Origin of the sequence: Moraxella sp. HMSC061H09 (assembly GCF_001809255.1) — a bacterium.
Taxonomy (GTDB): Bacteria; Pseudomonadota; Gammaproteobacteria; order Pseudomonadales; family Moraxellaceae; genus Moraxella; species Moraxella catarrhalis.
This window is the reverse complement of the sequence record NZ_KV796838.1, coordinates 24,386-45,748: the sequence shown is the minus strand read 5'-3', so window position 1 is coordinate 45,748 and position 21,363 is coordinate 24,386. Positions and strand designations below refer to the sequence as shown.

The 21,363-nt window shown below is 40.8% G+C and carries 19 protein-coding genes and 5 tRNA genes; 8 read left to right on the top strand and 16 right to left on the bottom strand.

Features of this window, described 5'->3' with window-relative positions:
- Positions 1-183: 183 nt before the first annotated feature.
- Both HMPREF2573_RS02315 and cysS read right to left on the bottom strand, forming a co-directional pair.
- Positions 184-477 (bottom strand): c-type cytochrome, encoded by a 294-nt coding sequence (locus HMPREF2573_RS02315; protein WP_003657616.1) that lies wholly within the window; start codon positions 475-477, stop codon positions 184-186.
- 104 nt (positions 478-581) lie between these two features.
- Positions 582-2,024 carry a cysteine--tRNA ligase gene (gene cysS, locus HMPREF2573_RS02310; RefSeq protein ID WP_003664367.1) on the bottom strand — a complete coding sequence of 481 codons (1,443 nt, stop codon included), beginning with the start codon at positions 2,022-2,024 and terminating at the stop codon, positions 582-584.
- Positions 2,025-2,324: 300 nt separating this feature from the next.
- Between cysS and metG the strand changes: the two genes are divergently transcribed.
- Positions 2,325-4,376, top strand: a complete 2,052-nt coding sequence (metG, locus tag HMPREF2573_RS02305) for a methionine--tRNA ligase (RefSeq protein ID WP_070472427.1) — start codon at positions 2,325-2,327, stop codon at positions 4,374-4,376.
- A 57-nt stretch (positions 4,377-4,433) separates the two neighbouring features.
- On the opposite strand, the gene HMPREF2573_RS02300 is transcribed toward metG, so the two are convergent.
- The 6 genes from HMPREF2573_RS02300 to HMPREF2573_RS02275 all read right to left on the bottom strand — a co-directional run bounded on the left by HMPREF2573_RS02300 (position 4,434) and on the right by HMPREF2573_RS02275 (position 7,682).
- Positions 4,434-5,822 carry a wax ester/triacylglycerol synthase family O-acyltransferase gene (locus HMPREF2573_RS02300; RefSeq protein ID WP_070472424.1) on the bottom strand — a complete coding sequence of 463 codons (1,389 nt, stop codon included), beginning with the start codon at positions 5,820-5,822 and terminating at the stop codon, positions 4,434-4,436.
- Positions 5,823-5,969: 147 nt separating this feature from the next.
- Positions 5,970-6,752 carry a thiazole synthase gene (locus HMPREF2573_RS02295; RefSeq protein WP_070472421.1) on the bottom strand — a complete coding sequence of 261 codons (783 nt, stop codon included), beginning with the start codon at positions 6,750-6,752 and terminating at the stop codon, positions 5,970-5,972.
- Positions 6,753-6,922: 170 nt separating this feature from the next.
- Positions 6,923-6,998 (bottom strand) — tRNA-His (locus tag HMPREF2573_RS02290).
- 18 nt (positions 6,999-7,016) lie between these two features.
- A tRNA-Arg gene (locus HMPREF2573_RS02285) sits at positions 7,017-7,093 on the bottom strand.
- Between the two features lie 53 nt (positions 7,094-7,146).
- Positions 7,147-7,223: transfer RNA gene (locus HMPREF2573_RS02280), tRNA-Pro, on the bottom strand.
- A 135-nt stretch (positions 7,224-7,358) separates the two neighbouring features.
- Positions 7,359-7,682, bottom strand: a complete 324-nt coding sequence (locus HMPREF2573_RS02275; protein ID WP_003657621.1) for a rhodanese-like domain-containing protein — start codon at positions 7,680-7,682, stop codon at positions 7,359-7,361.
- A gap of 105 nt (positions 7,683-7,787) precedes the next feature.
- Here HMPREF2573_RS02275 and HMPREF2573_RS02270 point away from each other — a divergent pair, with 105 nt between their 5' ends.
- From HMPREF2573_RS02270 to HMPREF2573_RS02260, 3 genes are all read left to right on the top strand, one after another.
- Complete coding sequence (locus HMPREF2573_RS02270) at positions 7,788-8,090, top strand: hypothetical protein (protein ID WP_003657622.1); 303 nt, start codon at positions 7,788-7,790, stop codon at positions 8,088-8,090.
- A 698-nt stretch (positions 8,091-8,788) separates the two neighbouring features.
- Positions 8,789-8,873, top strand: a tRNA-Leu gene (locus HMPREF2573_RS02265).
- A gap of 52 nt (positions 8,874-8,925) precedes the next feature.
- Positions 8,926-9,002 (top strand) — tRNA-Ile (locus HMPREF2573_RS02260).
- 247 nt (positions 9,003-9,249) lie between these two features.
- Here the strand turns inward: HMPREF2573_RS02260 and HMPREF2573_RS09290 are convergent.
- From HMPREF2573_RS09290 to dxs, 3 genes are all read right to left on the bottom strand, one after another.
- On the bottom strand, positions 9,250-9,390 hold the full coding sequence (locus tag HMPREF2573_RS09290) for a hypothetical protein (RefSeq protein WP_003657625.1): 141 nt from the start codon (positions 9,388-9,390) through the stop codon (positions 9,250-9,252).
- A gap of 274 nt (positions 9,391-9,664) precedes the next feature.
- A complete protein-coding gene (locus HMPREF2573_RS02255; protein WP_003660355.1) occupies positions 9,665-10,498 on the bottom strand; it encodes an inositol monophosphatase family protein in 834 nt (277 codons plus the stop codon).
- Positions 10,499-10,651: 153 nt separating this feature from the next.
- Positions 10,652-12,748 (bottom strand): 1-deoxy-D-xylulose-5-phosphate synthase, encoded by a 2,097-nt coding sequence (gene dxs / locus HMPREF2573_RS02250; RefSeq protein ID WP_070472418.1) that lies wholly within the window; start codon positions 12,746-12,748, stop codon positions 10,652-10,654.
- A 341-nt stretch (positions 12,749-13,089) separates the two neighbouring features.
- Between dxs and ribA the strand changes: the two genes are divergently transcribed.
- The 3 genes from ribA (at position 13,090) to HMPREF2573_RS02230 (ending at position 15,345) form a co-directional block, all read left to right on the top strand.
- Complete coding sequence (gene ribA, locus HMPREF2573_RS02240; protein WP_003657629.1) at positions 13,090-13,698, top strand: GTP cyclohydrolase II; 609 nt, start codon at positions 13,090-13,092, stop codon at positions 13,696-13,698.
- Between the two features lie 17 nt (positions 13,699-13,715).
- On the top strand, positions 13,716-14,678 hold the full coding sequence (gene hemF / locus HMPREF2573_RS02235) for an oxygen-dependent coproporphyrinogen oxidase (protein WP_003657630.1): 963 nt from the start codon (positions 13,716-13,718) through the stop codon (positions 14,676-14,678).
- 208 nt (positions 14,679-14,886) lie between these two features.
- Positions 14,887-15,345 carry a c-type cytochrome gene (locus HMPREF2573_RS02230; RefSeq protein ID WP_003657631.1) on the top strand — a complete coding sequence of 153 codons (459 nt, stop codon included), beginning with the start codon at positions 14,887-14,889 and terminating at the stop codon, positions 15,343-15,345.
- A gap of 158 nt (positions 15,346-15,503) precedes the next feature.
- On the opposite strand, the gene HMPREF2573_RS09540 is transcribed toward HMPREF2573_RS02230, so the two are convergent.
- From HMPREF2573_RS09540 to HMPREF2573_RS02220, 3 genes are all read right to left on the bottom strand, one after another.
- On the bottom strand, positions 15,504-15,812 hold the full coding sequence (locus HMPREF2573_RS09540; RefSeq protein WP_050809227.1) for a Clp protease/crotonase-like domain-containing protein: 309 nt from the start codon (positions 15,810-15,812) through the stop codon (positions 15,504-15,506).
- Positions 15,813-15,818: 6 nt separating this feature from the next.
- A complete protein-coding gene (locus HMPREF2573_RS09535; protein WP_051009461.1) occupies positions 15,819-16,202 on the bottom strand; it encodes an enoyl-CoA hydratase-related protein in 384 nt (127 codons plus the stop codon).
- 289 nt (positions 16,203-16,491) lie between these two features.
- On the bottom strand, positions 16,492-17,589 hold the full coding sequence (locus tag HMPREF2573_RS02220; protein WP_003674109.1) for a LysM peptidoglycan-binding domain-containing protein: 1,098 nt from the start codon (positions 17,587-17,589) through the stop codon (positions 16,492-16,494).
- A 346-nt stretch (positions 17,590-17,935) separates the two neighbouring features.
- Here HMPREF2573_RS02220 and HMPREF2573_RS02215 point away from each other — a divergent pair, with 346 nt between their 5' ends.
- Positions 17,936-19,123 (top strand): NnrS family protein, encoded by a 1,188-nt coding sequence (locus tag HMPREF2573_RS02215; RefSeq protein ID WP_070472416.1) that lies wholly within the window; start codon positions 17,936-17,938, stop codon positions 19,121-19,123.
- A gap of 129 nt (positions 19,124-19,252) precedes the next feature.
- Here HMPREF2573_RS02215 and folC read toward each other — a convergent pair whose 3' ends face one another.
- Positions 19,253-20,581, bottom strand: coding sequence for a bifunctional tetrahydrofolate synthase/dihydrofolate synthase (folC, locus tag HMPREF2573_RS02210; RefSeq protein ID WP_003670170.1), 1,329 nt, complete (start codon positions 20,579-20,581; stop codon positions 19,253-19,255).
- A 105-nt stretch (positions 20,582-20,686) separates the two neighbouring features.
- Positions 20,687-21,244 carry a DUF2059 domain-containing protein gene (locus tag HMPREF2573_RS02205; RefSeq protein WP_003657637.1) on the bottom strand — a complete coding sequence of 186 codons (558 nt, stop codon included), beginning with the start codon at positions 21,242-21,244 and terminating at the stop codon, positions 20,687-20,689.
- Positions 21,245-21,363: the final 119 nt, after the last annotated feature.

Here is a 21,363-nt window from a genome sequence, read left to right as displayed (position 1 = left end):
AAAAAACTACTTATGGCAATTTATCTGAGTAACTTTTGTTATTATAGCAAGAGTTAGCTAAATTTTCCTACAAAAATTGTGGTTTTGGTAACATTTTTTCAAATAATCGTCATTTTATTGATAAAATGATGGTATGAATGACATTTTGATCACAGCCAAGCAGACCGATTTTTATCATTTAATTTATCTGCTCATATAGTCAATCAGCTTAGCAAAGTCTTCATCTGTGCAATTTTGGCACAGACCCATGGCAGGCATCTGCGGCATGCCTTGGCGGATTGATTTAATCAATGCCTCTTGACCCTTTTGCTGATTTAGGCGATGCCATATGGCAACATCACCTTTTTTGGGTGCATTAAAAGTACCGCTATCATGACAAGTTGCACAGCTTTGAGCGTATATTTTTTCGATATCAGCATACGCATTTGATGCCACGACCAAACCCAAAACCATCAGCGACCATATCAACATTTTCATAAGAGCGTTCTCATATATAAAATCAGCCTTTATTATGGGTATTTTTGGCACAATGACAAGGGTAATTTGGTAAAGAGCAAATTACCCTTTAAAACGCTTATGCCTTATATCCGTCGCCAAGTCGTACCCATACGACCATCTTCAAGCTCAATGCCTTGACGGTTAAGCTCATCACGGATCGCATCTGCCTTGGCAAAGTTTTTTTGAGCTTTGGCTTGTTGTCTTTGGGCGATTTTATTGGCAATCTCGGCATCACTTAAGCCATCAGGCTTATTACCAATATTGGCTTGCAAAAACTCATGGGGCGATGATTGGGCGATATTAAGCACCGAGGCCAGCGTCTTGAGCGTCGATGCTTCTTGAGTGGCTTTTTGGTATTCGCCTGCTTTCATGGCTCGATTAATCTCAGTAACAACGCTAAAAAGCACGCTCACCGCTTTGGGGGTATTAAAATCATCATTCATCGCTTTGGCAAATGCCTGCCCTGCTTCACTCTCCCAAGCATTTGGCATGATTGATATGACGCCAAAGTTTTCGGCCGATTTTAGTGATTGGTAGATGCGTGATAATGCGGTATGACTTTCTTTGAGTGCTGTATCTGAAAAATTAACAGGACTGCGATAATGACTGGATAATAAAAAAAACCGTATCGTTTCAGGATGAAACTTATCCATAACCTCACGAATGGTGAAAAAATTACCCAAAGACTTGCTCATTTTTTCGCCATCAATATTAATAAACCCCATATGCATCCAATGATTGGCATAGGTTTTACCAGTTGCACCTTCAGATTGGGCAATCTCATTTTCGTGATGTGGAAACTGCAGATCATGCCCACCGCCATGAATGTCAAAAGTTTCGCCCAAACAGCAAGTACTCATGGCACTACATTCAATATGCCAACCAGGTCGACCCAAACCCCACGGCGATTGCCAATGTGGTTCAGACGGCTTGGCGGTTTTCCATAATACAAAATCAAAAGGATGGCGTTTATCTTCTGCGGTACTCACACGCTCTGATGCACCTGCTTGCATATCATCTACATGACGCTTGGAGAGCTTGCCATAATTAGGAAATTTTTCGATTGCATAATACACATCGCCGCCACTGCCTTGATAGGCCAAGTTTTTTGTCAGCAAAACATCAATCAGATGCTGCATATTTTCAATATGTTCGGTCGCACGAGGTTCTATGTTGGGAGATTGACAACCCAAAAATTGTTCATCTTGATGCATAGCTGTGATGAAGCGGTCGGTCAGCTCGGTAATGGTCTCGCCGTTATCGTAGGCTCTTTGAATAATTTTATCGTCAATATCCGTAATATTTCGTACATAATTAACCTGATAGCCAATGGCTCTAAGCCAGCGTACAATCACATCAAACCCCACCATGACACGCGCATGACCCATATGGCAGTAGTCATAAACTGTCATACCACACACATAAATCCCAATTTGCCCTGCATGAATCGGTTTAAATGGACGCTTGCTGGCACTTAGGGTATCATAAAGCTGTAACTGCGATTGGGTCTGGCGTAATGCACTCATGGTTTTATTTTCCAAACATCACTATAAAAACTGCCATCATAACAAATTTTGCTGTTAAATTCAGTAAATTTATCAAAACATTTTTACCAAAAAAACAAACCAAACCATCATCAAATGGCCTTAACTTTCAGTAAAGTAACTTTAGCATACATACTGGCATCTTAAAGATTACCATGCCAGATGCTTAATGTCTTTTATCATCAAACTGAGTTTTGATTGAGTTGATGCACGATTGAGCTATTTTGATACGATTATGCTATAATGAGACCATTTTTATAGCAATTTTTTAATGGGATTTTTATGAAAACAAGCCGTAAAATTTTGGTAACCTCTGCCCTACCTTATGCCAACGGACCCATTCATTTGGGGCATTTGGTTGAATACATCCAAACTGACATTTGGGTGCGTGCCATGAAAGCCATGGGGCATAATGTGACTTATGTGTGTGCCGATGATGCACATGGCACCGCAATCATGCTAAAAGCACAAGACAATGGCATCACCCCAGAAGAACAAATTGCTACCGTTAAGGCAAGTCATGAAAAGGATTTTGCAGGATTTTTGATTGATTTTGATAATTACCACTCTACCCACAGCTCCGAAAATCAATATTTTTCCCAAAAAATTTACACCACACTCAAGCAAAATGGTTATATTTTTACCAAAGATGTGGAACAGCTGTTTGATACTGAAAAAGGGCTTTTTTTGGCTGACCGTTTTGTCAAAGGCACTTGTCCTGAATGCGACGCACCCAATCAATACGGCGATAATTGCGAAGTCTGCTCTAGCACCTACAATGCCACCGAACTAAAAAACCCTTATTCAACACTCTCAAACTCATCACCCATCATTCGATCATCTAAGCACTATTTTTTCAATTTACCGCAGTTTGATGAATTTTTAAGGACTTGGACAAAGTCTCAAGGACGACTTCAAAGCAGCATCTATAATAAGCTATCTGAATGGTTTGACGCAGGTCTTGCACCTTGGGATATCAGTCGTGATGCACCATATTTTGGCTTTAAGATTCCAGATACACCTGCAGATGAGCCTGATAAATATTTTTATGTTTGGCTAGATGCCCCTGTTGGTTATATGGCAAGCTTTAAAAATCTGTGCGACCGTACCGATATGGATTTTGATGAATATTTTAATAAAGACAGTCAAACTGAGCTATATCATTTTATCGGTAAAGATATCGTATATTTTCATTCACTGTTTTGGCCAGCCATGCTTGAAGGTGCAGGCTATCGCACCCCAACAGCGGTTAATGCACATGGATTTTTGACCGTCAATGGTGAAAAAATGAGTAAATCTCGTGGCACATTCATCAAGGCAGAAACCTATTTGACGCATTTAGATCCTGAATATTTACGCTATTATTTTGCCAGCAAACTGTCAGCAAATGTCGAGGATATTAACCTTGATCTTGAAGATTTTATGCAAAAAGTCAATTCAGATTTGGTTGGTAAAGTGGTTAATATTGCCTCTCGCTCAGCAGGATTTATTCACAAAAATCATGATGGTAAATTATCAGATGAATTGACCGAACCCAAACTGATTGATGAGATTATCTGTGCAGGTGATGAGATTGCTGCCGCTTATGAGGCGCGTGAGTTTGCCAAGGTCACCCGTCTCATTATGGCCTGTGCTGACAAAGCCAATGAGTATATCGATACCCAAAAACCATGGGCATTAAATAAAGCAGGTAAATTTGATGAAGTTCAAAAGGTTTGTACGGTTTCGCTGAATATTTTTCATAAACTGATCATTTATCTTGCACCCATTTTACCAAAATTATCCGAACAAGCCCGTGAATTTTTAAATATTGACAGCTTAGAGTTTGATACACGCCATCGCCATTTACTCAGCCATCACATCAACCCCTTTACACCATTAATGCAGCGTATAGATAAAGATAAAGTTAATGCGATGATTCATGACTCTAAAGAAAATCTTACCCAAACCTCAGGCACTGATAACACCAAAAAAACAGTTTTAGATGATACGGATACCGCCAAATCGGCATACATTGGTATTGATGAGTTTGCCAAAGTGACTATGAAAGTTGCCCATGTGGTCAAATGCCAAAGTGTTGAAGGTGCCGATAAGCTCCTACAGTTTACTTTAGATGTGGGTGAAGAGCATACTCGCAATGTATTTAGCGGTATTGCCAAGTTTTATCAACCTGAAGAGCTGACCGATAAAAAAGTGATTTGTGTAACCAACTTAGCACCTCGCAAGATGAAGTTTGGTATCTCAGAGGGTATGATTTTATCAGCTGAAAAACAAGGGGTATTAACAGTCATCACACTGCCTGACACCATGCCCATCGGAGCGGTTTTGGCTTAACTTTATCAAGACAAATCAAACTCATAAAAACTGGTTAAACTCGTCTTTGACCAGTTTTTATACTTGATTGCTACTATAATCATTGCCTTCATACTCGACAAGTGCTTGTGTTAGCAATGATGGTAATGATTGAATATTTGGTAGGGCTGTTTGGCATGCCGTAATCCCAAAGTCAATGCAATCTTGATAATTGGTAAAGCTGATATTGAGTGCTTGACCATCAAATAAAACCGAAGCAGGATACATGGCTGTCAGCTTCGCCCCATTTAAATACAAAGGCGTACTGTCACCTGGGATATTGGAGATGATTAGGTTGAATGCCTGCTTAGCTGGATAAAGACGCATTGCCAAATTTATCCCTGCCCAAGCATAATGCACTGCCGTATAATTGATAAATTCAGCTTGTGTCATACGCCCAGCGCGCATCTTGCCTGCTTGCACACTGTCATGAATCAACCTAAGGCGTGCGATGGCATCAGGGTTATTTGTACCCAAATTGGTTGGAATAAATGAGATTTGATTGCCCAAAGCAGTATCATTTTTTCGTAAAGAAATCGGCACAAAAGCAATCAATGGCATATCTGGCAAAGCATTTTGAGACAGCAGGTAGTTTCTGATGGCAGTGGAACAAACTGCCAAAATCATATCATTGGTACTGACATTGAGCCGTTTTGCAACTTGGACAAACCGTGCTTTTTTTAAGGTCAGAACACAGATATGCCGACTGGTGCCAATGCGTTGATTGAGTATTGATGGCGGCGCTTGCAAACTACTGATAAACTGCGTTTTTGATGTTTGGGATGCGGTAGACTGGCTAAGCTGATAATCAGATTTAAGCTCTTGATAGACTGGCTTTAGGCCCGCAATTTGGTCTTTAAAACGCTCAACGATTGGCTTTTTATCCATCACAAAGCTTGATTCTTTGCGGCGAATATTACGAAGCCAAATTGGTTTAGACAGCTTTTCATCAGGTGAGTGCGATAGCGAACGCTGAAATAAACGCATTGCAGCAACGCCATCTATCATGGCATGATGAGCTTTTAGGTACAATAAAAATCGCCGAGTGCCGTTTTGCGTTTCTGGCTCAAGATTATCAAATAAATGCAGCTCCCATAATGGTCTGTTGCGATCCAATTGCTGTTCATGCAGTCTTGAGATTTGAGCGATCGCCTCCGACATCTTGCCAGTCTGTAGGCTGTGCCGATAACAATGGCGGTCGATATGAAATTTGCGAATGGTTTTCCAAGCAAATTTATGGTAAAGCACTTGATTAAATGGGAAATTAGGAATAGCATCAGAGTCAATTTGGTTGGCAAGCTCATTGATAAAGCTGATTTCATCTTGATCGCTGGGTAACTCAAATACACAAATGCCAGCCACATGCATGGGTTGTTTGGTATTTTCTAGCCATAAAAATAGTGAATCCACAATGCTCAGCGCACGCATAATCCAAGTTCCCTTAACCTAAAATCACCCAAAATTTTCTATGATAACAAAATTTTGGGTTAATGATAAGTTTTCAAATTTTATTTTTGATACCATTAAGTATTTCCCAAATCAAGCGACAACCACTCAATTTAAGATACCATCTGGCTATTTAAAAAAGTACCCTGTCTGCGGTGAGCTTGCTTGTGCCATATGGCGTGCAGGCATACGCCCTGCCAAAAACGCTTCTCGACCTGCGACAACTGCATGATTCATCGCCGAAGCCATCATCACTGGATTTTTGGCATGGGCGATGGCAGTATTCATTAAAACACCATCACAACCAAGCTCCATCGCTATTACTGCATCTGATGCTGTACCTACGCCTGCATCGACCAAAACAGGCACTTTGGTTTGCTCAATAATTAAGCTTAGAGTGTGGCGGTTTAAAATCCCAAGCCCTGAGCCAATCAAGCTACCCAATGGCATAATTGCCACACAGCCCATGCTTTCAAGCTCTTTGGCAACAATTGGGTCATCTGAAGTATAGACCATGACCTCAAAACCATCATCAATCAACACCTTTGCTGCTTTTAGTGTTTCGGTGACATTTGGATAAAGGTTTTTTTCATCACCAAGCACTTCAAGCTTAACCAAATTATGGCCATCAAGCAGCTCTCGTGCCAACATGCAAGTACGCACTGCACTATCGGCATCAAAGCACCCTGCAGTATTTGGTAAAATGGTGTATTTATTCGGTGAAATCACATCCAAAAGATTTGGCTCATCTTTATTTTGTCCAATATTGGTTCGGCGAATCGCAACCGTAACAATATTGGCACCACTGGCATGGATAGCGTCTTTGGTTTCATTTAGGTCTTTATACTTACCTGTACCAACCAACAAACGCGAATTAAAAGTTCTGCTACCAATAATCAATTGATCCAACATATTACCCCCATAACATCTAAAATTATTCATACTTTGATTGGTTCATCATCATGAAATACGCCAAATATTGTACAGTAAAGACCTTTTTATGACAATCATTCACCTTATAATTTCAACTATGGCAACAAATAAAAATCCCATCAATAATTTATTGATGGGATTTTGAAAAATGGGGCGACTAATGGGGCTCGAACCCACGACAACCGAGATCACAACCCGGGGCTCTACCAACTGAGCTATAGCCGCCATAGTAATGCAGGCATATGGCGCGCCTGGCAGGATTCGAACCTGCGACCACCTGCTTAGAAGGCAGATGCTCTATCCAACTGAGCTACAGGCGCTCGAGTGTCTTAATGTGTTGACAATGCCAATAAAAAATCCTATCGGCTTTAAATGGTCGGAGTGGAGGGATTCGAACCCCCGACCCTCTGCTCCCAAAGCAGATGCGCTACCAAGCTGCGCTACACTCCGATTTTATCACTTCAAGCTTCTTTATCAGCTCGTCGTTGTGGTGCGTATAATACAACTAAGGCTCCAAGCTGTCAACCACTAATTTATAAAATAAACCATAAAATCTATAACTTATTGATTTTAATATAAAAAATATTAATTTCTTTCTAACGGTTGCTCAGAAATAATCGCCATGCCACTGGCGATTGCCCCTCGGGTACCACCAGTTAAATGAATGATACGACGGTCATTATCCAGCTCATTGATGAGCTTTGCTGCTTTTTGTGCCTTAGTACCGCCGCCACATAAGACATAAATATCGCCTTTTGTGGCATCCAAAAGCGTTTTATCAATTGTGCTAAGCGGATGATTGACCGCATGTTCAATATGCCCTTCTTGGTACTGCTCGGCATCACGCACATCCCAAATGACCTTATCTTTGGTTGGTGTAAATTCAGTTATCTTAAGCTCAGTAATCATTGTTAACGCCTTTAATTATCCAAATAATTCTTATCAATCAGTTTATCACATATACTCAGTTTATCATATATGCTATGATGATTAAAAATTATTTCATCAATACCCATGATACCATTTAAGCCCAATCAGTTACGACAAAAATTACAGCACCCAAATCCATTTGCTAAGCCCAGTTTGGCGGATTTGGCATCTTTTTTACGGCACTTGGCATTTGGGCTATGGAAAATTTGGGCAGTATTAGCGTTGGTGCATAGACCATTTGGCTCAGCAGCTTATCCTGTCATACTAGTATTACCCAATCATTTATCTATACGCTTTTCGACGCTCAGCTGCCACTTAGACACTGTTATTAAAAGCCACGCTAAGCATAACAACCTTTTGGTTATATGCTCAAAAGCCAAGCAATGATCGACCTTGGCAAGATGAAGTTAAGGCACAGATCCAATTTCATCAAATCGGTGATCAAGTTACTGTCAAAAATGTCAGAAATTTTGAATGGATCAGCAAAACCGACTATTTGCCTAGATGGGAAGTACGCCGCTATGATTTATCCCAAATTAAATCACTGGATTTGATTGTCTCAATTTGGGATAACGACAATATCGCACATACTTTGCTTTCATTTGGCTTATTTGTATGCCGCTAAAACTCTTGCCACCCACCCTTCTTGGTATAATACTTTATTAAAAAACAGTACAACAGCAATATTTGATTTAATAAATCCAATACGCACGCGCCCAATGACTATCGCATCTTATTATCGGGTCGTTTGCCTGAATATTTATACGAAATTGGTATAATCGATACAGATTAAGTTTTAATGAGCTTAAAGCTTTGGCATTCATCAATCCAAAAGTTGAACAATACAATCATCACAATCCCATATCATCGGCAGAATTTTCCCACAAAATTCGTGAAAATACCCCTGATTCTCATATAAAATCCAACAAGCAGGCGAAATGAGTTTATAAATAACCAATAAAATCAAAAATTTATAAAATTTTTATGAAATTGTTATCATTTTATCAAAAAAAAGCTTGCCAAAATTTTAAAAATCTATATAATACCCAACATCAAGAATGCGTATATCGCTTGAAAAATAACTTGGGGACGTGGCGGAATTGGTAGACGCACTGGATTTAGGTTCCAGCGCCGCAAGGTGTGAGAGTTCGAGTCTCTCCGTCCCCACCAAATTTAAAAGAGCCAGTGACATTCATCATTGGTTTTTTTCTTATCCAAATTTGGGCCTATAGCTCAGTTGGTTAGAGCAGAGGACTCATAATCCTTTGGTCGCAGGTTCAAGTCCTGCTGGGCCTACCATTTTCAATTCATAAAAAAGGGTTTGTAAGTTTGCAAGCCCTTTTTTATACACAATACTTGATAACAATAACAACTCATATCCTAAGTCTTGATAAATCGGTCAGCTAAGACCATTTATGATATCAATCTCGATGATATTTTAGCCAAAACAAACAAACCGCCATTAAAGGCGGTATGTCTGCTTGAAAGCCAACAAGTTTTGGAGAAATGATTAAATAATAAACGATTAAATAATTTAGTTATACATTTAAGCAGTTAGTGCCAATGATTCACAATGACCTTTGGCAAGTTTTTTTAGGACAGCAGTGATCATCTCGGTGGTGATTGGCTTTTCGGTGCCTTTGGATAAAATATTCATTTCAATGTTTTGGCGTTTTGGCTGATTCATTGTCATATCCTATGTCTATCACCAGCAGCTGTTATAAATTTGCTTTGGTGTTTGATTGATTTGTTGAGATTAGTATAGCTTATGTTTACATATGTACACAACCAATTATTGCCAATTTATGCCCATAAAGTGTAAACACTTGTTTCATTTTTGACATATCTTGTCACATCTTTATTAATTTTAAGACAATCCCCTTAAATTTAATCAATCCCAATAAAAAATAACGCTCAAAAATGAGCGTTACTAGATATGACCATGATACATGCAAAGGCGTTTAGCCCACCAAAGCATTTTCCCAACGCGGTACGACCAATTGCATTAATGGTTTGAGCAATTTGACATTACAAGCAAACACAGAGCCAGTTGTCATCGCATTTGATGCACCTTTGTGATCAACCACCACACCACGCGCTTCGGTGACAATTAGCTCGCCTGCCGCCATATCCCAAGGCTTAAGCGACATCTCAAAATAACCATCATAGCGACCTGCTGCAACATAGCACAAATCTAAGGCAGCAGAACCAAAGCGGCGTACTTGACCACCATTTTCACAGATGGCTTGCAAGCTGGCAAAATGCTGACGGGCAAAGCTGACTCGCTCTTCGCCCACCATACGCTCATAGGGATGACCTGTCGTAAACAGTCCGCCTTCAATGGTCTTGCGTTCACTCACCTGCAAGCGACGCTGATTCATGACAGCACCACGACCACGACTGGCAGAAAACATTTCATCTCGAACAGGATCATAAATCACACCATGCTCAGTGACGCCATTTTTTTGGACAGCGATAGACACACAAAAATGTGGGACGCCATGGACAAAGTTTTGGGTGCCATCTAGTGGATCAATCACCCAACACCAATCAGCATCATGACCCTTACCCTCTTGTAAGCCAAATTCTTCACCCAAATACGAATGATTGGGATAGCTTTCTTTGAGTGTAGCAATCGTCAGCTCTTCAGCATAACGGTCAATTTGGGTAACCAAGCCATCAAGCCCCTTGGATTCTACCGCCAAATCAAGGCGATGGCGATTTTGATGTGCTCGCAAAATTTCATGACCCACTTTTTTGGCTGCGTTTGCCGCCATGACAACCATCGGTTCCATACTACACCTGCTTTATTAAATTAAACTGCTTAAAGAGTTAATTTGCACTCATCACGCAAAAGATTTTTATTATACGCCAAAAACTGCCAAAAAACCAATGAAAATTATGGTCATGGCAACAAATACACAAAACACAACCAACCCGACAAGGATTTAGTTTTTGATGATTAAATTACTTAAAGATTGATAAATACCATCAGTATCCAATCGGCAATACAACAGCTGTTCTTCATGGCTGGCATGATGAATGAACGCATCTTTGATACCGATATTTAACAGCTTAACCAACGCTTGTAGGCTTACGATGAATTCATTCACTGCACTGCCTGCACCGCCTGTGATTTGATGCTCTTCAACAGTAGCAATATGCGTCACACCCATCTCAATCAGCCTTAAAATAAGTGCCTCATCCAAAGGCTTAACCCAACGCATATCCACCACGATACAAGCGATTGCTTGACTTTCTGACAGTCTTTGGGCGGCGGTCAGAGCATCTTTTAGGCGAGTGCCGAACGATAATACTGCCAGTTTTTTGGTGCTTTTTGTATCAAAGTTTGATGACTGCCAGACCACATTGGCCCGCCCAATTGGGTAATGCTCATCTGTCATATCAACCTTACGCCCCACGCCAACACCACGAGGATAGCGTACGGCTGCCACACCGTCATACTGATAACAAGTGTTCAATAACTGATGGCACTCATGTTCATCACTTGGGGCAGCGATTATGACATTAGGCACACAGCGTAAAAATGCCAAATCAAAAACCCCAGCATGAGTCGCACCATCTTCACCGACCAAACCTGCACGGTCAATAGCAAAGGTAACATCAAGATTTTGTAGGGCGACATCATGAATCAGCTGATCATAACCCCGCTGCAAAAAAGTAGAATAAATCGCAACCACAGGTTTAATTTTGCCTGAAGTTGCCATGCCTGCCGCCAAAGTTACCGCATGCTGCTCAGCAATCGCCACATCAAAAAATCGCTTGGGGTATTTGGTGGCATACTCAACCATACCTGAACCTTCCGCCATAGCTGGCGTGATGGCAACCAAGCGCTCATCAATATTTGCCCAATGCAACAACCAATCACCAAAAATCTGTGAATATTTTTTGGCAGTTGGTGCAGATGTGGGTGCTTGATTTTTGCCTGCTTTGGGTAACTTTCCGATAGCATGATAGCCTATCGGATCAGCTTCGGCAGGTAAAAAACCCTTACCTTTGATGGTATGTACATGAATTAAGATAGCACCTTTTAACTGTTTGGCACGCTCAAGCACTTGGATGAGTTTGGGTAAATCATGCCCATCATACGGCCCAAGATAAGTAAAACCAATGGCTTTAAATAGATTATCTGCAAATAATTTATCGCCAATTTTTTCAGCAATTTTATCTGGCAAAGGTGAAGAGGTAACGCCATGAAAAAGCTCACTGATTTTTTCGCTGATTTTACTCGGTAGGCGACTTGAAACATCTTCAAAAGCACCGTTTGCCATATGCAAATAATGACGAATACGGCGGTCATCAGAGGAGATGGTGCGTTTGACCATCAAAATATTACCATGCTTATCAATATCCATGGCAAGTCCACGCTGCCATAGCTTTGCCAAATGGCGTGAAAAACCACCAATTGCCGCTGAGATTGACATGTCATTATCATTTAAGACAACCAGTAAATCGGCATTTTGTTGGACAGCATCATTCATCGCCTCAAATGCCATACCGCCTGTCATCGCACCATCGCCAATCACAGCTGCCACGGTACGATTTTCGCCAAGTAATCGTGCCGCCAAACTCATCCCTAACGCTGCTGATATTGAGGTTGATGAATGACCCACGCCAAAAGTATCATACTGGCTTTCTTCACGCTCAGGAAAGGCGGTCAGACCATCTTTTGAACGGATACTTGGAAGGCGTTCACGGCGACCTGTCAAAACTTTGTGCGCATAAGCTTGATGCCCAACATCCCAAACAAGCTTATCATAAGGGGTATTTAGCACAGCATGTAGTGCAATCGTCAGCTCAACTACGCCAAGATTAGCACCAAAATGCCCTCCGCTTACGCCTGTTGAGTAAAGTAAATACGCACGCAGCTCATCAGCCAACTGAATCAATTGATCGTTTGTCAGTGCCTTTAAATCATCAGGGCTGGCGATACAATCCAAAATCGGCGTGTCAGGACGCATCGTCAAAATCTCATCAAAGACTTTGGCGGTATATGGTTGGCGGTAGGTGGCTGAATCCGTCATGACTGTTTCGCTTCCAATTATCAAGAAATTCATATTTCATCATCAAAAAGAGTATGGCATAATAGCATTTTTGATGATATACCGCCAATCTTTTAACAAAATCACGGCTTTATTATTATCAGTTTACACAATGGTACTGATGCGTTATTTTACAAGACAAGCTTTATTTTTGCTAGAAAAACCCCATTGATTGCTTAATTTTTATTGAAATTGAGATGTTAGTAACACTCAAATCGTAAAAACACTCGTTACCCATCGCTTAAGTGGTTAGACCGACCCAAAGATTTGGGCAATTATTTATGATAAAAAACCGATTTTAAAAATGTTTAAGGTATTTTCCCTTGTATAAGTTTATTACCAAAGCCAAACTGCCGACCATTCATGGTGAATTTGACATTCATATTTTTGAAAATGACGATGGTCAAGAGCATATTTTATTAAGTACAGGGTTACCCAATCATACAGATAAATTACCTCTTATCCGTATCCATTCAGAATGCCTAACGGGCGATGCGTTTGGGTCACTAAAATGCGACTGCGGCCCACAGCTAAATGCTGCCATGAGTGCCATTCAATCACATGGCGTGGGTGCAATTTTGTATTTGCGACAAGAGGGGCGCGGGATTGGATTAACCAACAAAATACGCGCCTATGCGCTACAGGATCAAGGGCATGATACACTAGAGGCAAATTTATTATTAGGTCTGCCAGCTGATGCACGCACTTATGAGATGTGCCAAGCAATGCTTGCACATGTAGGCATTAATCAAGTGGCTTTAATGACAAATAATCCCAATAAAGTCAATGAGTTAAATGAATTGGGCATCACAGTGGTTGAGCGAATTCCTCTGATTGTTGGCATCAATCAACACAACACTTCTTATTTAACCGTTAAAGGTGAACGCATGAATCACTATATCAATACAGATGATTTGAGCCAAAAACCCTAATCCAGCAGGAACATCTTATGCAAGCACAAATCCAAGCAGTCAGAGATTTTTTGTTAAACTTACAACAAGCCATCGTTCACGCCCTTGAAAACCAAGAAAATTCAGGTGGCTTTGATGGTCGTACTGATACCAAATTCATCGCAGATACTTGGGAGCGTCCCGAAGGTGGCGGGGGTCGCTCTTGTGTCTTATCAGGCGGGCAAGTCATCGAAAAAGCAGGCGTCATGTTTAGCCATATTCATATCAAGCAGATGCCTGCTTCTGCGACAGTACGCCACCCTGAGCTGGTTGGTGCTCAAGCACAAGCACTGGGGGTCTCTTTGGTTGTCCACCCCAAAAACCCCTATGTACCGACAAGTCATGCCAATGTACGGTTATTTGTTGCCACGCCCACCGATGGTAGTGCACCAATTTGGTGGTTTGGTGGCGGATTTGATTTGACACCCTTTTATCCAAATCTCAATGATGTCAAGCATTGGCATCAGGTGGCTTATGAGTTATGTCAGCCTTTTGGCGATGAAGTTTATCCCAAGTATAAAACTTGGTGCGATGAATATTTTTATCTTAAACATCGTCATGAGCGTCGTGGCGTGGGTGGGTTGTTTTATGATGACATGAATACAGCATCCACAAACTGGGACTTTATGACATGTTTTAAGTTCATGCAGGCCGTCGGTCAAGGATATCTCGATGGCATCATACCAATCTTTGAGCATAATAAACACCAAAGCTATACCGAGCATGAACGCCAATTCCAACTATATCGCCGTGGTCGTTATGTGGAGTATAATTTGGTATTTGACCGTGGTACACTCTTTGGTTTACAATCTAATGGGCGTACCGAATCAATTTTGGTTTCTATGCCACCGCTGGCAGCTTGGGAATACAGATATGAACCCAAGCAAGGGACGCCCGAATTTGAGTTGACCGATTTTTATCTAAAACCCCAAGATTGGCTAAACTTATCAGATAAGCCATAACATAAATTGCCGTTGTCTTGGCTGGTCAATCAAATTTGGTCAATTTTTTAGGTATTGTTTCATCAAAAAACACTGTTATCCTGATTGCATGTCATCATTGTTTGTAATCAGAATAGACATTTCATCAATCATTTTGGTAAATAATATTAGGTTACCAAATAACCTGTTTTACCAAAATAAGGTATTTTAACAAAACGGAGCCGCCGCCATGTTTCATAAAATTACCTTAGCTGCTGCATGTTTTATGACTGTTATTTTAGCAGGTTGCAACAGCTCAGGGACTGCCACCGCCAATAATCCACAGGTTGAAGACCGTGCCAAACTCATGAAAGATTGGCGTCATGCCAATGAAGGTATGAAGGCAATGATTGAAGACCCAAGTCGCTTTGATGCCATCACCTTTAAAGAGCGAGCTGATTTTATTGCTGATACCAATGCCACCATGTGGGTACACTTTGAAGGAGAAATGGCTCAAGGTGGTCATGCTAAAGATGAGATATGGACAGACCCTGAAGGCTTTCAAACCAAAATCGAAGCGTTTACCAGCTCAATTAATGCACTTGCCTTAGCAGCATCAGAAGCTGCCTCGGCGGCTGATGTTGAAGCAAGCTATGGTGAAATGGCCAGCCAGTGTGGTTCTTGCCATAAGGCTTATAAGAAAAAATAGCACGCCCAGCAGTCGTTTAATCTCCCTATCAATGCCCCTAATATATGGGGGTATTTTTAGTACAATCATGGATAGGGTTTTAAGTTTTGATCGTATGTTATAAAAATATCATCAATGCTAAGCGTGCTTGATGCCAAAGCCGTAATACCCCAAATCAATCACCCAAATTGACGCTGAATAAATTGCACCGTGCTATCTTTTGCTTTTTTGATGGCAAGCTTTCGGTTGGCACCGAGCATCAGTTTGATCTGCCAAAGCTTTTCTTGATACAGTGCCAAATAATCTTGCCGCTGCGTGGTATTCATCACACGCTTGCTTGCAAGTACTACATCAGGTGAACGCATCTTGATGGCATCTATCAAAGATATCGCCATACAAACAGGGTCATCGCTGATATGCGTCAATAGTCCATAATCCTTGGCAATCGGTGCACCCATCATCTCAGCGGTCATGGCAATCTGCTGCATCACATCTCAGCGAATATCACAAGCGGTATGCGTAATGCCCATATCAGCAACCAAACCCCACTTAGTCTCAAGCACTGATAAGCAAGCATCCATCGCTGCGATACGAATATCCGCCCCAAGTGCCAGCTGAAGACCGCCGCCAACGCACACACCCTGTACAACAGCAATGACTGGCACAGGCAAACTCTGCCAAATCAAGCAAACCTTTTGAAACTTACTGGGTGTCGGTTTGGCAAGTTCATACAAAGCAAGACCTAAATTTTTAGGATCATTTAAATCCACCAAATCCAGCCCTGAGCTAAAATTCCCATCTACACCCATCAAAATCACCGCTCGAACTTCACGATTACGCTTGAGTTTATGAGCAACCTTAATCAGCTCATCCATCATCTGAAAGCTGATGGCATTTTTTTATTGGGGCGGTTGAGTGTGATGGTGGCGATTTGGTGTTCGATTTGTACAGTCAGTGTCTTTAACTGTTCCATCATTGCCCTTTTTTGGTTTGGTAATGGCGTCATACTTAATACATATTGAAATAAAAATCAATAACCAATCAGTCCATAAATAAGATGATTATCCAATATTTTATCTTTTTTTTGTATCAAAGCAATATAAAAAAGTACGGCGTTTATCCACATTTTGCCACTTGACAGGACAATTTACCCAGCGTATCTTATGATTATTGGGCTTTATGCACAAAAGCACCCGATGAAGGGACACGAGAATCTGCGGCAATCTTAGTACGCAGTGCTTTTGCTTCTTCTTCTGTTTTTTCGTTACCAACCAAGATACGCAACCCACGACTTGTATTGCTGGTTGTGACTTTATAGCCAGCATCACGATACTTTTTAACCACCTCATCAACCCGATCTTTATCTGGAGAGATTGCCACTTGAACCATGTACCGCTCAGATGTTTGGGAACTTTGAGATTTTGATTCAGTTTTTTTATCTGTCTTAGATTGAGGCTGATTGTCAGATTTTTTATTACCGTCTTTAGATGCGGATTCTCTGGCTTTATTATCACGCTCCAAACGAGCTATTTGAGATGCAGATGGTATCTTGATACGACGCTCTGCTCTTAAAATATCATTGCGTGTCACGCCATTAGCTTCAACCAAGGCGGCAACCGAAATGCCGTAACGATTCGCAATACCCTGCCAAGTTTCACCACGCTGAACATCGTGAGTACCCGCCTTCACAGGTGCTTTGGTTTGGGTGTTTTTATTCTCTTTTTTATTTTCAGCTTTATTTTCGGTGGGTTTATCAGCGGTTTTGGCTTTTTCATCCTTTGTTTCTTGTTCAGAGTTCTTAAGCATCTCAGCAGCCTTTTTGGCTTCTTCGGCCTTACGGGCAGCTTCGATTGCTTCGGGGCGTGTCTGAACTGTTGGTGCTGCGATCAACTCACTTTTGGCAGCACTGTCCGCTGAAACTGTTTGGGTATCGTTCGTCATGCGTCCATTAGCTTCAGCACTGGCTTTTTCAAGTGCTTGTTTGCGTGCATTATTTTGTTCTTCAAGCAAGGCAGCCGCTTGCTTTTGCATTTGAAGCGTATGTGCTTCACGCACACGCTGCTTTTCGGCAAGTAGCTTTTCTTCGGTAGCTATATCTGCCGTCAAAGGCTGAACCACAGGTTTTGCCACCTTGGTATCACTTGGTATCTGCTGGGGCGTTTGTACTGATTTGGTTGTTTGAGTGTCATTTTTTGCCAAGGCAAAAAAAGCCACGCCGCTACCAATGACCAGCGTAATGCCCAATGCAATTTGTTTAGAAATCATAACCAAACCACCGACCTGTTATTGACTTTATGGATAGAATTTGCATGTGTAATCATAAGGCTAATTTTATCCCAAACCATTAAAAATATAGTTTTTTTATCAAATTGTCAAGATTATCATGGATAAAATTTGTGTGATATGACCAATCTGCCACCAAAATATTTTATTTTATCATCAATCTTATCAAAATACCTTTGATTCTATCAAACCTCTTAGATGAATGTCATATGATAATTAATTTTAAAATCATGTGTTATTTTGAAATGAATTGACTATAATATACTTATGATTTAAATCATATATGTGATGAATTTAAATCAAAAATTTGGCGAGTAAGGATTTTTTGATGAATAAAATGCTTCCGAATCTGGCAGATCGAGCAATTTTTAATTTGGGTTTCCGAATATTTTTTGCAAGTGCGGCGGTATATGCTGTGATTAGTATGGTGCTTTGGCTATTTGTATATCGTGGCGGCGTGTTTAGTGCCCATATGAGCATTGCACCGCAATATTGGCATGGTCATGAAATGGTTTTTGGCTACTCAATGGCAGTTGTGGCAGGATTTTTATTGACCGCTGTTGGTAACTGGACAGGAAAAACCATGCCGAGCGGACAACAACTTTATCTTATTTGGTTGCCGTGGTTATTTGCACGCATTATTTTCATTGTTTTACCACAGTTTTTATGGCTAGGTGTATTGGCAGATATTGTATTTACGATTTTATTTTTAATAAGTATTACAAAGCCTGTGATAAAAACCAAACAATGGCGACAAATGGGCATTTTATCAAAAATTATCCTAATGCTGATTGCAAATTTATTCTGTCTTGCAGCAACATTAGGCTGGCACATTGGTTGGTATTATGCACTTTATTTAGGGGCTTTTGTGATTATCGGTCTTGTCCTTACCATAGGAAGGCGGGTAACGCCTTTTTTTATCTCACGGGGTGTGGGCTATGCGTTTGAACCACGCAATAATCACTACATCGATCGCATCAGCTTGATTAGTTTCGTGATTTTCTTCTTGCTTGAGGTTTTTGCCTCACAGCAGCTGCTTGCCAGTTTATGTGCGTTGGTTTGTGCATTAGTACAAGCTTGGCGGCTTCAAGGGTGGTATACGCGAGGGATTTGGAAAAAACCTTTGCTCTGGAGTATGTTTATTTCGATGGCCTGCATTGTATTTGGGCAGCTCATGTATTTTTTGCGAATTTTCCAATTTGGCATCACCAATTCATTAGCAATGCATATGATGGCAGTTGGCGGCATTGGCATACTCAGTCTTTCTATGATGGCACGCGTCAGCCTTGGACACTCAGGGCGTAGCATCCATCAACCACCAAAAACAGTGCCTTGGGCTATCAGTTTATTAAGCGTGGCAACAGTTTTTCGTGTGATTTTACCGTGGCTTATGCCACAACATCTGGTAATATGGATCATTCACGCACAAATATTATGGTTGATAGCCTTTTTCTTGCTTAGCGTCAGCTACATGAATATATGGCGAACACCTCGTATTGATGGCAGAGCAGGATAGCATCACTATCCACCAAAATAATAGCGTAAATCTTGCATACGCTATTATTTTTGGCATTATGATTACTGCCCAAAGCGATAACAATCACACTTGTCTAAATGACCAGTACATAAAAAGCTGATTGATGTCCTAATACGGTCTGCCCAATAACGCCACCAAAGTTTCGCTGATGGTGTGAAAAGAGCCAAAAACCACAATCAAATCTTGGGTGCTGGCATCGGTTGAGACACTTTGGGCAGCTTGTGCTAAATCTTGGTATATTTTAAGGTTTGATGGCTGGATATGCGTATGAACATGGCCCAAAAGCGTCTGTAAATCCATCGCACGAGGATGATTAATTGCGGCGACAGACCAATCATGGATGCTTATTTTTTTATCATCAAGGGCAGCTTTAATCACCTCAAGAACCGCATCAACATCTTTATCGCCCAACATTGAAAATATGACCTTAAGCTTAGCATCCGGATATATTTTTTTGTGTTTATGCCATTCATCAGCCCATTGTGCCAAAAAAAAGCTTATTCCATGTGAATTATGCGCCACATCAAATATCCAATGCCGATCATTAATGATACGCTGATCAAATCGCCCTGCCAGTTGTACCTGATGAAGTCCGTCGATCACGCTATCTAAATGAATTTTTATCCCACTTTCTAGCACCGCTGCAACAGCATTAACAGCATTTTGTAACGATAATTTTGGTTTGGGTAATTGTATGGTTAACGCTGCATTTGAAAAAATCCATGTCTCATCTTGCTCCATATAATCATAGTTGACACCCAACTGATGCACATGCTTTGTCAAACGATTTGCAAGTTCATGCACACTATTTGGTAACTGCCTTGCACCCAAGATGACAGGAATATTTTCTCGAATAATACCCGCTTTTTCTTGACCGATACGCTCAATGTCATCACCCAACCAATCCACATGGTCAATACCAATATTGGTAATCACTGCCACATCAGGATTGATGATATTAACCACATCCAATCGCCCACCAAGCCCAATTTCTAGTACCCAAACATCACATTTTTTTTGATTAAAATGCCAAAATGCCGCCAAAGTCGTCATCTCAAAAAATGACAGCGTGACATTTTTGGCCACTCGTGCATTTTCTACCGCCTCAAACGCTGCCACCAAATCACTTTCACTAATTTCATTGCCATTAATACAAATGCGTTCTGTAAAAGATACCAAATGTGGCGACTGATACAGTGCTGTTTTTAGACCACAAGCTTCACAAATGGCAGCGATAGTTTTCGTGGTTGAGCCTTTGCCGTTGGTGCCTGCGACAGTAAAAATGATTGGTTTTTTGTCCGTCTGATCTTGTTGGGTCTTTATCGGAATAATGCCCAAATAACTTGCCACAGGCAGCACCCGCTCAAGCCCCATATCAATGGCAGACACATGAATGCCGCCAATATATTCTAGCCACTGGCTTAAAGTTCTTGTCATAATTATGATTCCCAAATACTTTAGGCTATTGTACTTGGTTTGGTGGGCTTTTAAAACAAAAATCACTCAGGGTTGGAGGATTTTATTCAAGGCAGTAGCGTGACTTTATTTTTCAAAAATTTGATGTAATTGCGGGAACAATTTATCATATATCGCTTCAAGCTCTTCTTTGGGCGTACCCAATTCATCCATCTCCATGACGATATTTGATAAGCTATTTATGAGATCTCGATTAAACGCCATTTGTTTTTTGTGTATACTTTTACCTATTGGTGAACTATAAAACTCAATCAAAGCATCCATCTGTTGTTGCGTGAAATGCTGTTTTACCGTCTTATTAAATACTTGTTGCACTTTCTGATAAAAGTGTGGGTTTTCAGAAACTCGTTCGGCGGGTTGCTTAAGCATATCTTCAATTAGCTGATCGGCAGCGGCAATTTGTTCAGCCGTGGCATCAGGATAAGCTTTTTTAATGGATAATAAGATTCTTGTTTTAGCAGAGTTGATATAGCCAATTACCACGCCTTGCTCAAAATCATTTTTAAAATCAGTAATCCGCGCCCACTGAGCGATCGATTCATCGCTGGGCGTTTGTGCGTATGTATTTTGACTTAATAAACCCAAACTTAATAAGCTTACCATCATAGCCATTTTTATATGCATAAGATTCTCCATAACCAGTTTTCATTTACAAATAAGAAGTAATTCTATCAAGATACAATTCATTATTCAAGATGATCTTTTGATAATAAAAAAGACGCCCACAAAGCGTCTTTAATGCA

Bases quoted from the DNA above. Each gene is read 5' to 3' on its own strand.
- HMPREF2573_RS02215 (WP_070472416.1), top strand. From the start codon at position 17,936: ATGAATAAAATGCTTCCGAATCTGGCAGATCGAGCAATTTTTAATTTG.
- metG (WP_070472427.1), top strand. From the start codon at position 2,325: ATGAAAACAAGCCGTAAAATTTTGGTAACCTCTGCCCTACCTTATGCC.
- HMPREF2573_RS02275 (WP_003657621.1), bottom strand. From the start codon at position 7,682: ATGATTACTGAGCTTAAGATAACTGAATTTACACCAACCAAAGATAAG.
- HMPREF2573_RS02255 (WP_003660355.1), bottom strand. From the start codon at position 10,498: ATGGAACCGATGGTTGTCATGGCGGCAAACGCAGCCAAAAAAGTGGGT.
- HMPREF2573_RS02220 (WP_003674109.1), bottom strand. From the start codon at position 17,589: ATGATTTCTAAACAAATTGCATTGGGCATTACGCTGGTCATTGGTAGC.
- hemF (WP_003657630.1), top strand. From the start codon at position 13,716: ATGCAAGCACAAATCCAAGCAGTCAGAGATTTTTTGTTAAACTTACAA.
- dxs (WP_070472418.1), bottom strand. From the start codon at position 12,748: ATGACGGATTCAGCCACCTACCGCCAACCATATACCGCCAAAGTCTTT.
- HMPREF2573_RS09535 (WP_051009461.1), bottom strand. From the start codon at position 16,202: ATGATGGATGAGCTGATTAAGGTTGCTCATAAACTCAAGCGTAATCGT.
- HMPREF2573_RS02205 (WP_003657637.1), bottom strand. From the start codon at position 21,244: ATGCATATAAAAATGGCTATGATGGTAAGCTTATTAAGTTTGGGTTTA.
- HMPREF2573_RS02315 (WP_003657616.1), bottom strand. From the start codon at position 477: ATGAAAATGTTGATATGGTCGCTGATGGTTTTGGGTTTGGTCGTGGCA.
- HMPREF2573_RS09290 (WP_003657625.1), bottom strand. From the start codon at position 9,390: ATGAATCAGCCAAAACGCCAAAACATTGAAATGAATATTTTATCCAAA.
- HMPREF2573_RS02300 (WP_070472424.1), bottom strand. From the start codon at position 5,822: ATGCGTGCGCTGAGCATTGTGGATTCACTATTTTTATGGCTAGAAAAT.
- HMPREF2573_RS02230 (WP_003657631.1), top strand. From the start codon at position 14,887: ATGTTTCATAAAATTACCTTAGCTGCTGCATGTTTTATGACTGTTATT.
- folC (WP_003670170.1), bottom strand. From the start codon at position 20,581: ATGACAAGAACTTTAAGCCAGTGGCTAGAATATATTGGCGGCATTCAT.
- HMPREF2573_RS02295 (WP_070472421.1), bottom strand. From the start codon at position 6,752: ATGTTGGATCAATTGATTATTGGTAGCAGAACTTTTAATTCGCGTTTG.
- HMPREF2573_RS02270 (WP_003657622.1), top strand. From the start codon at position 7,788: ATGATACCATTTAAGCCCAATCAGTTACGACAAAAATTACAGCACCCA.
- cysS (WP_003664367.1), bottom strand. From the start codon at position 2,024: ATGAGTGCATTACGCCAGACCCAATCGCAGTTACAGCTTTATGATACC.
- HMPREF2573_RS09540 (WP_050809227.1), bottom strand. From the start codon at position 15,812: ATGCAGCAGATTGCCATGACCGCTGAGATGATGGGTGCACCGATTGCC.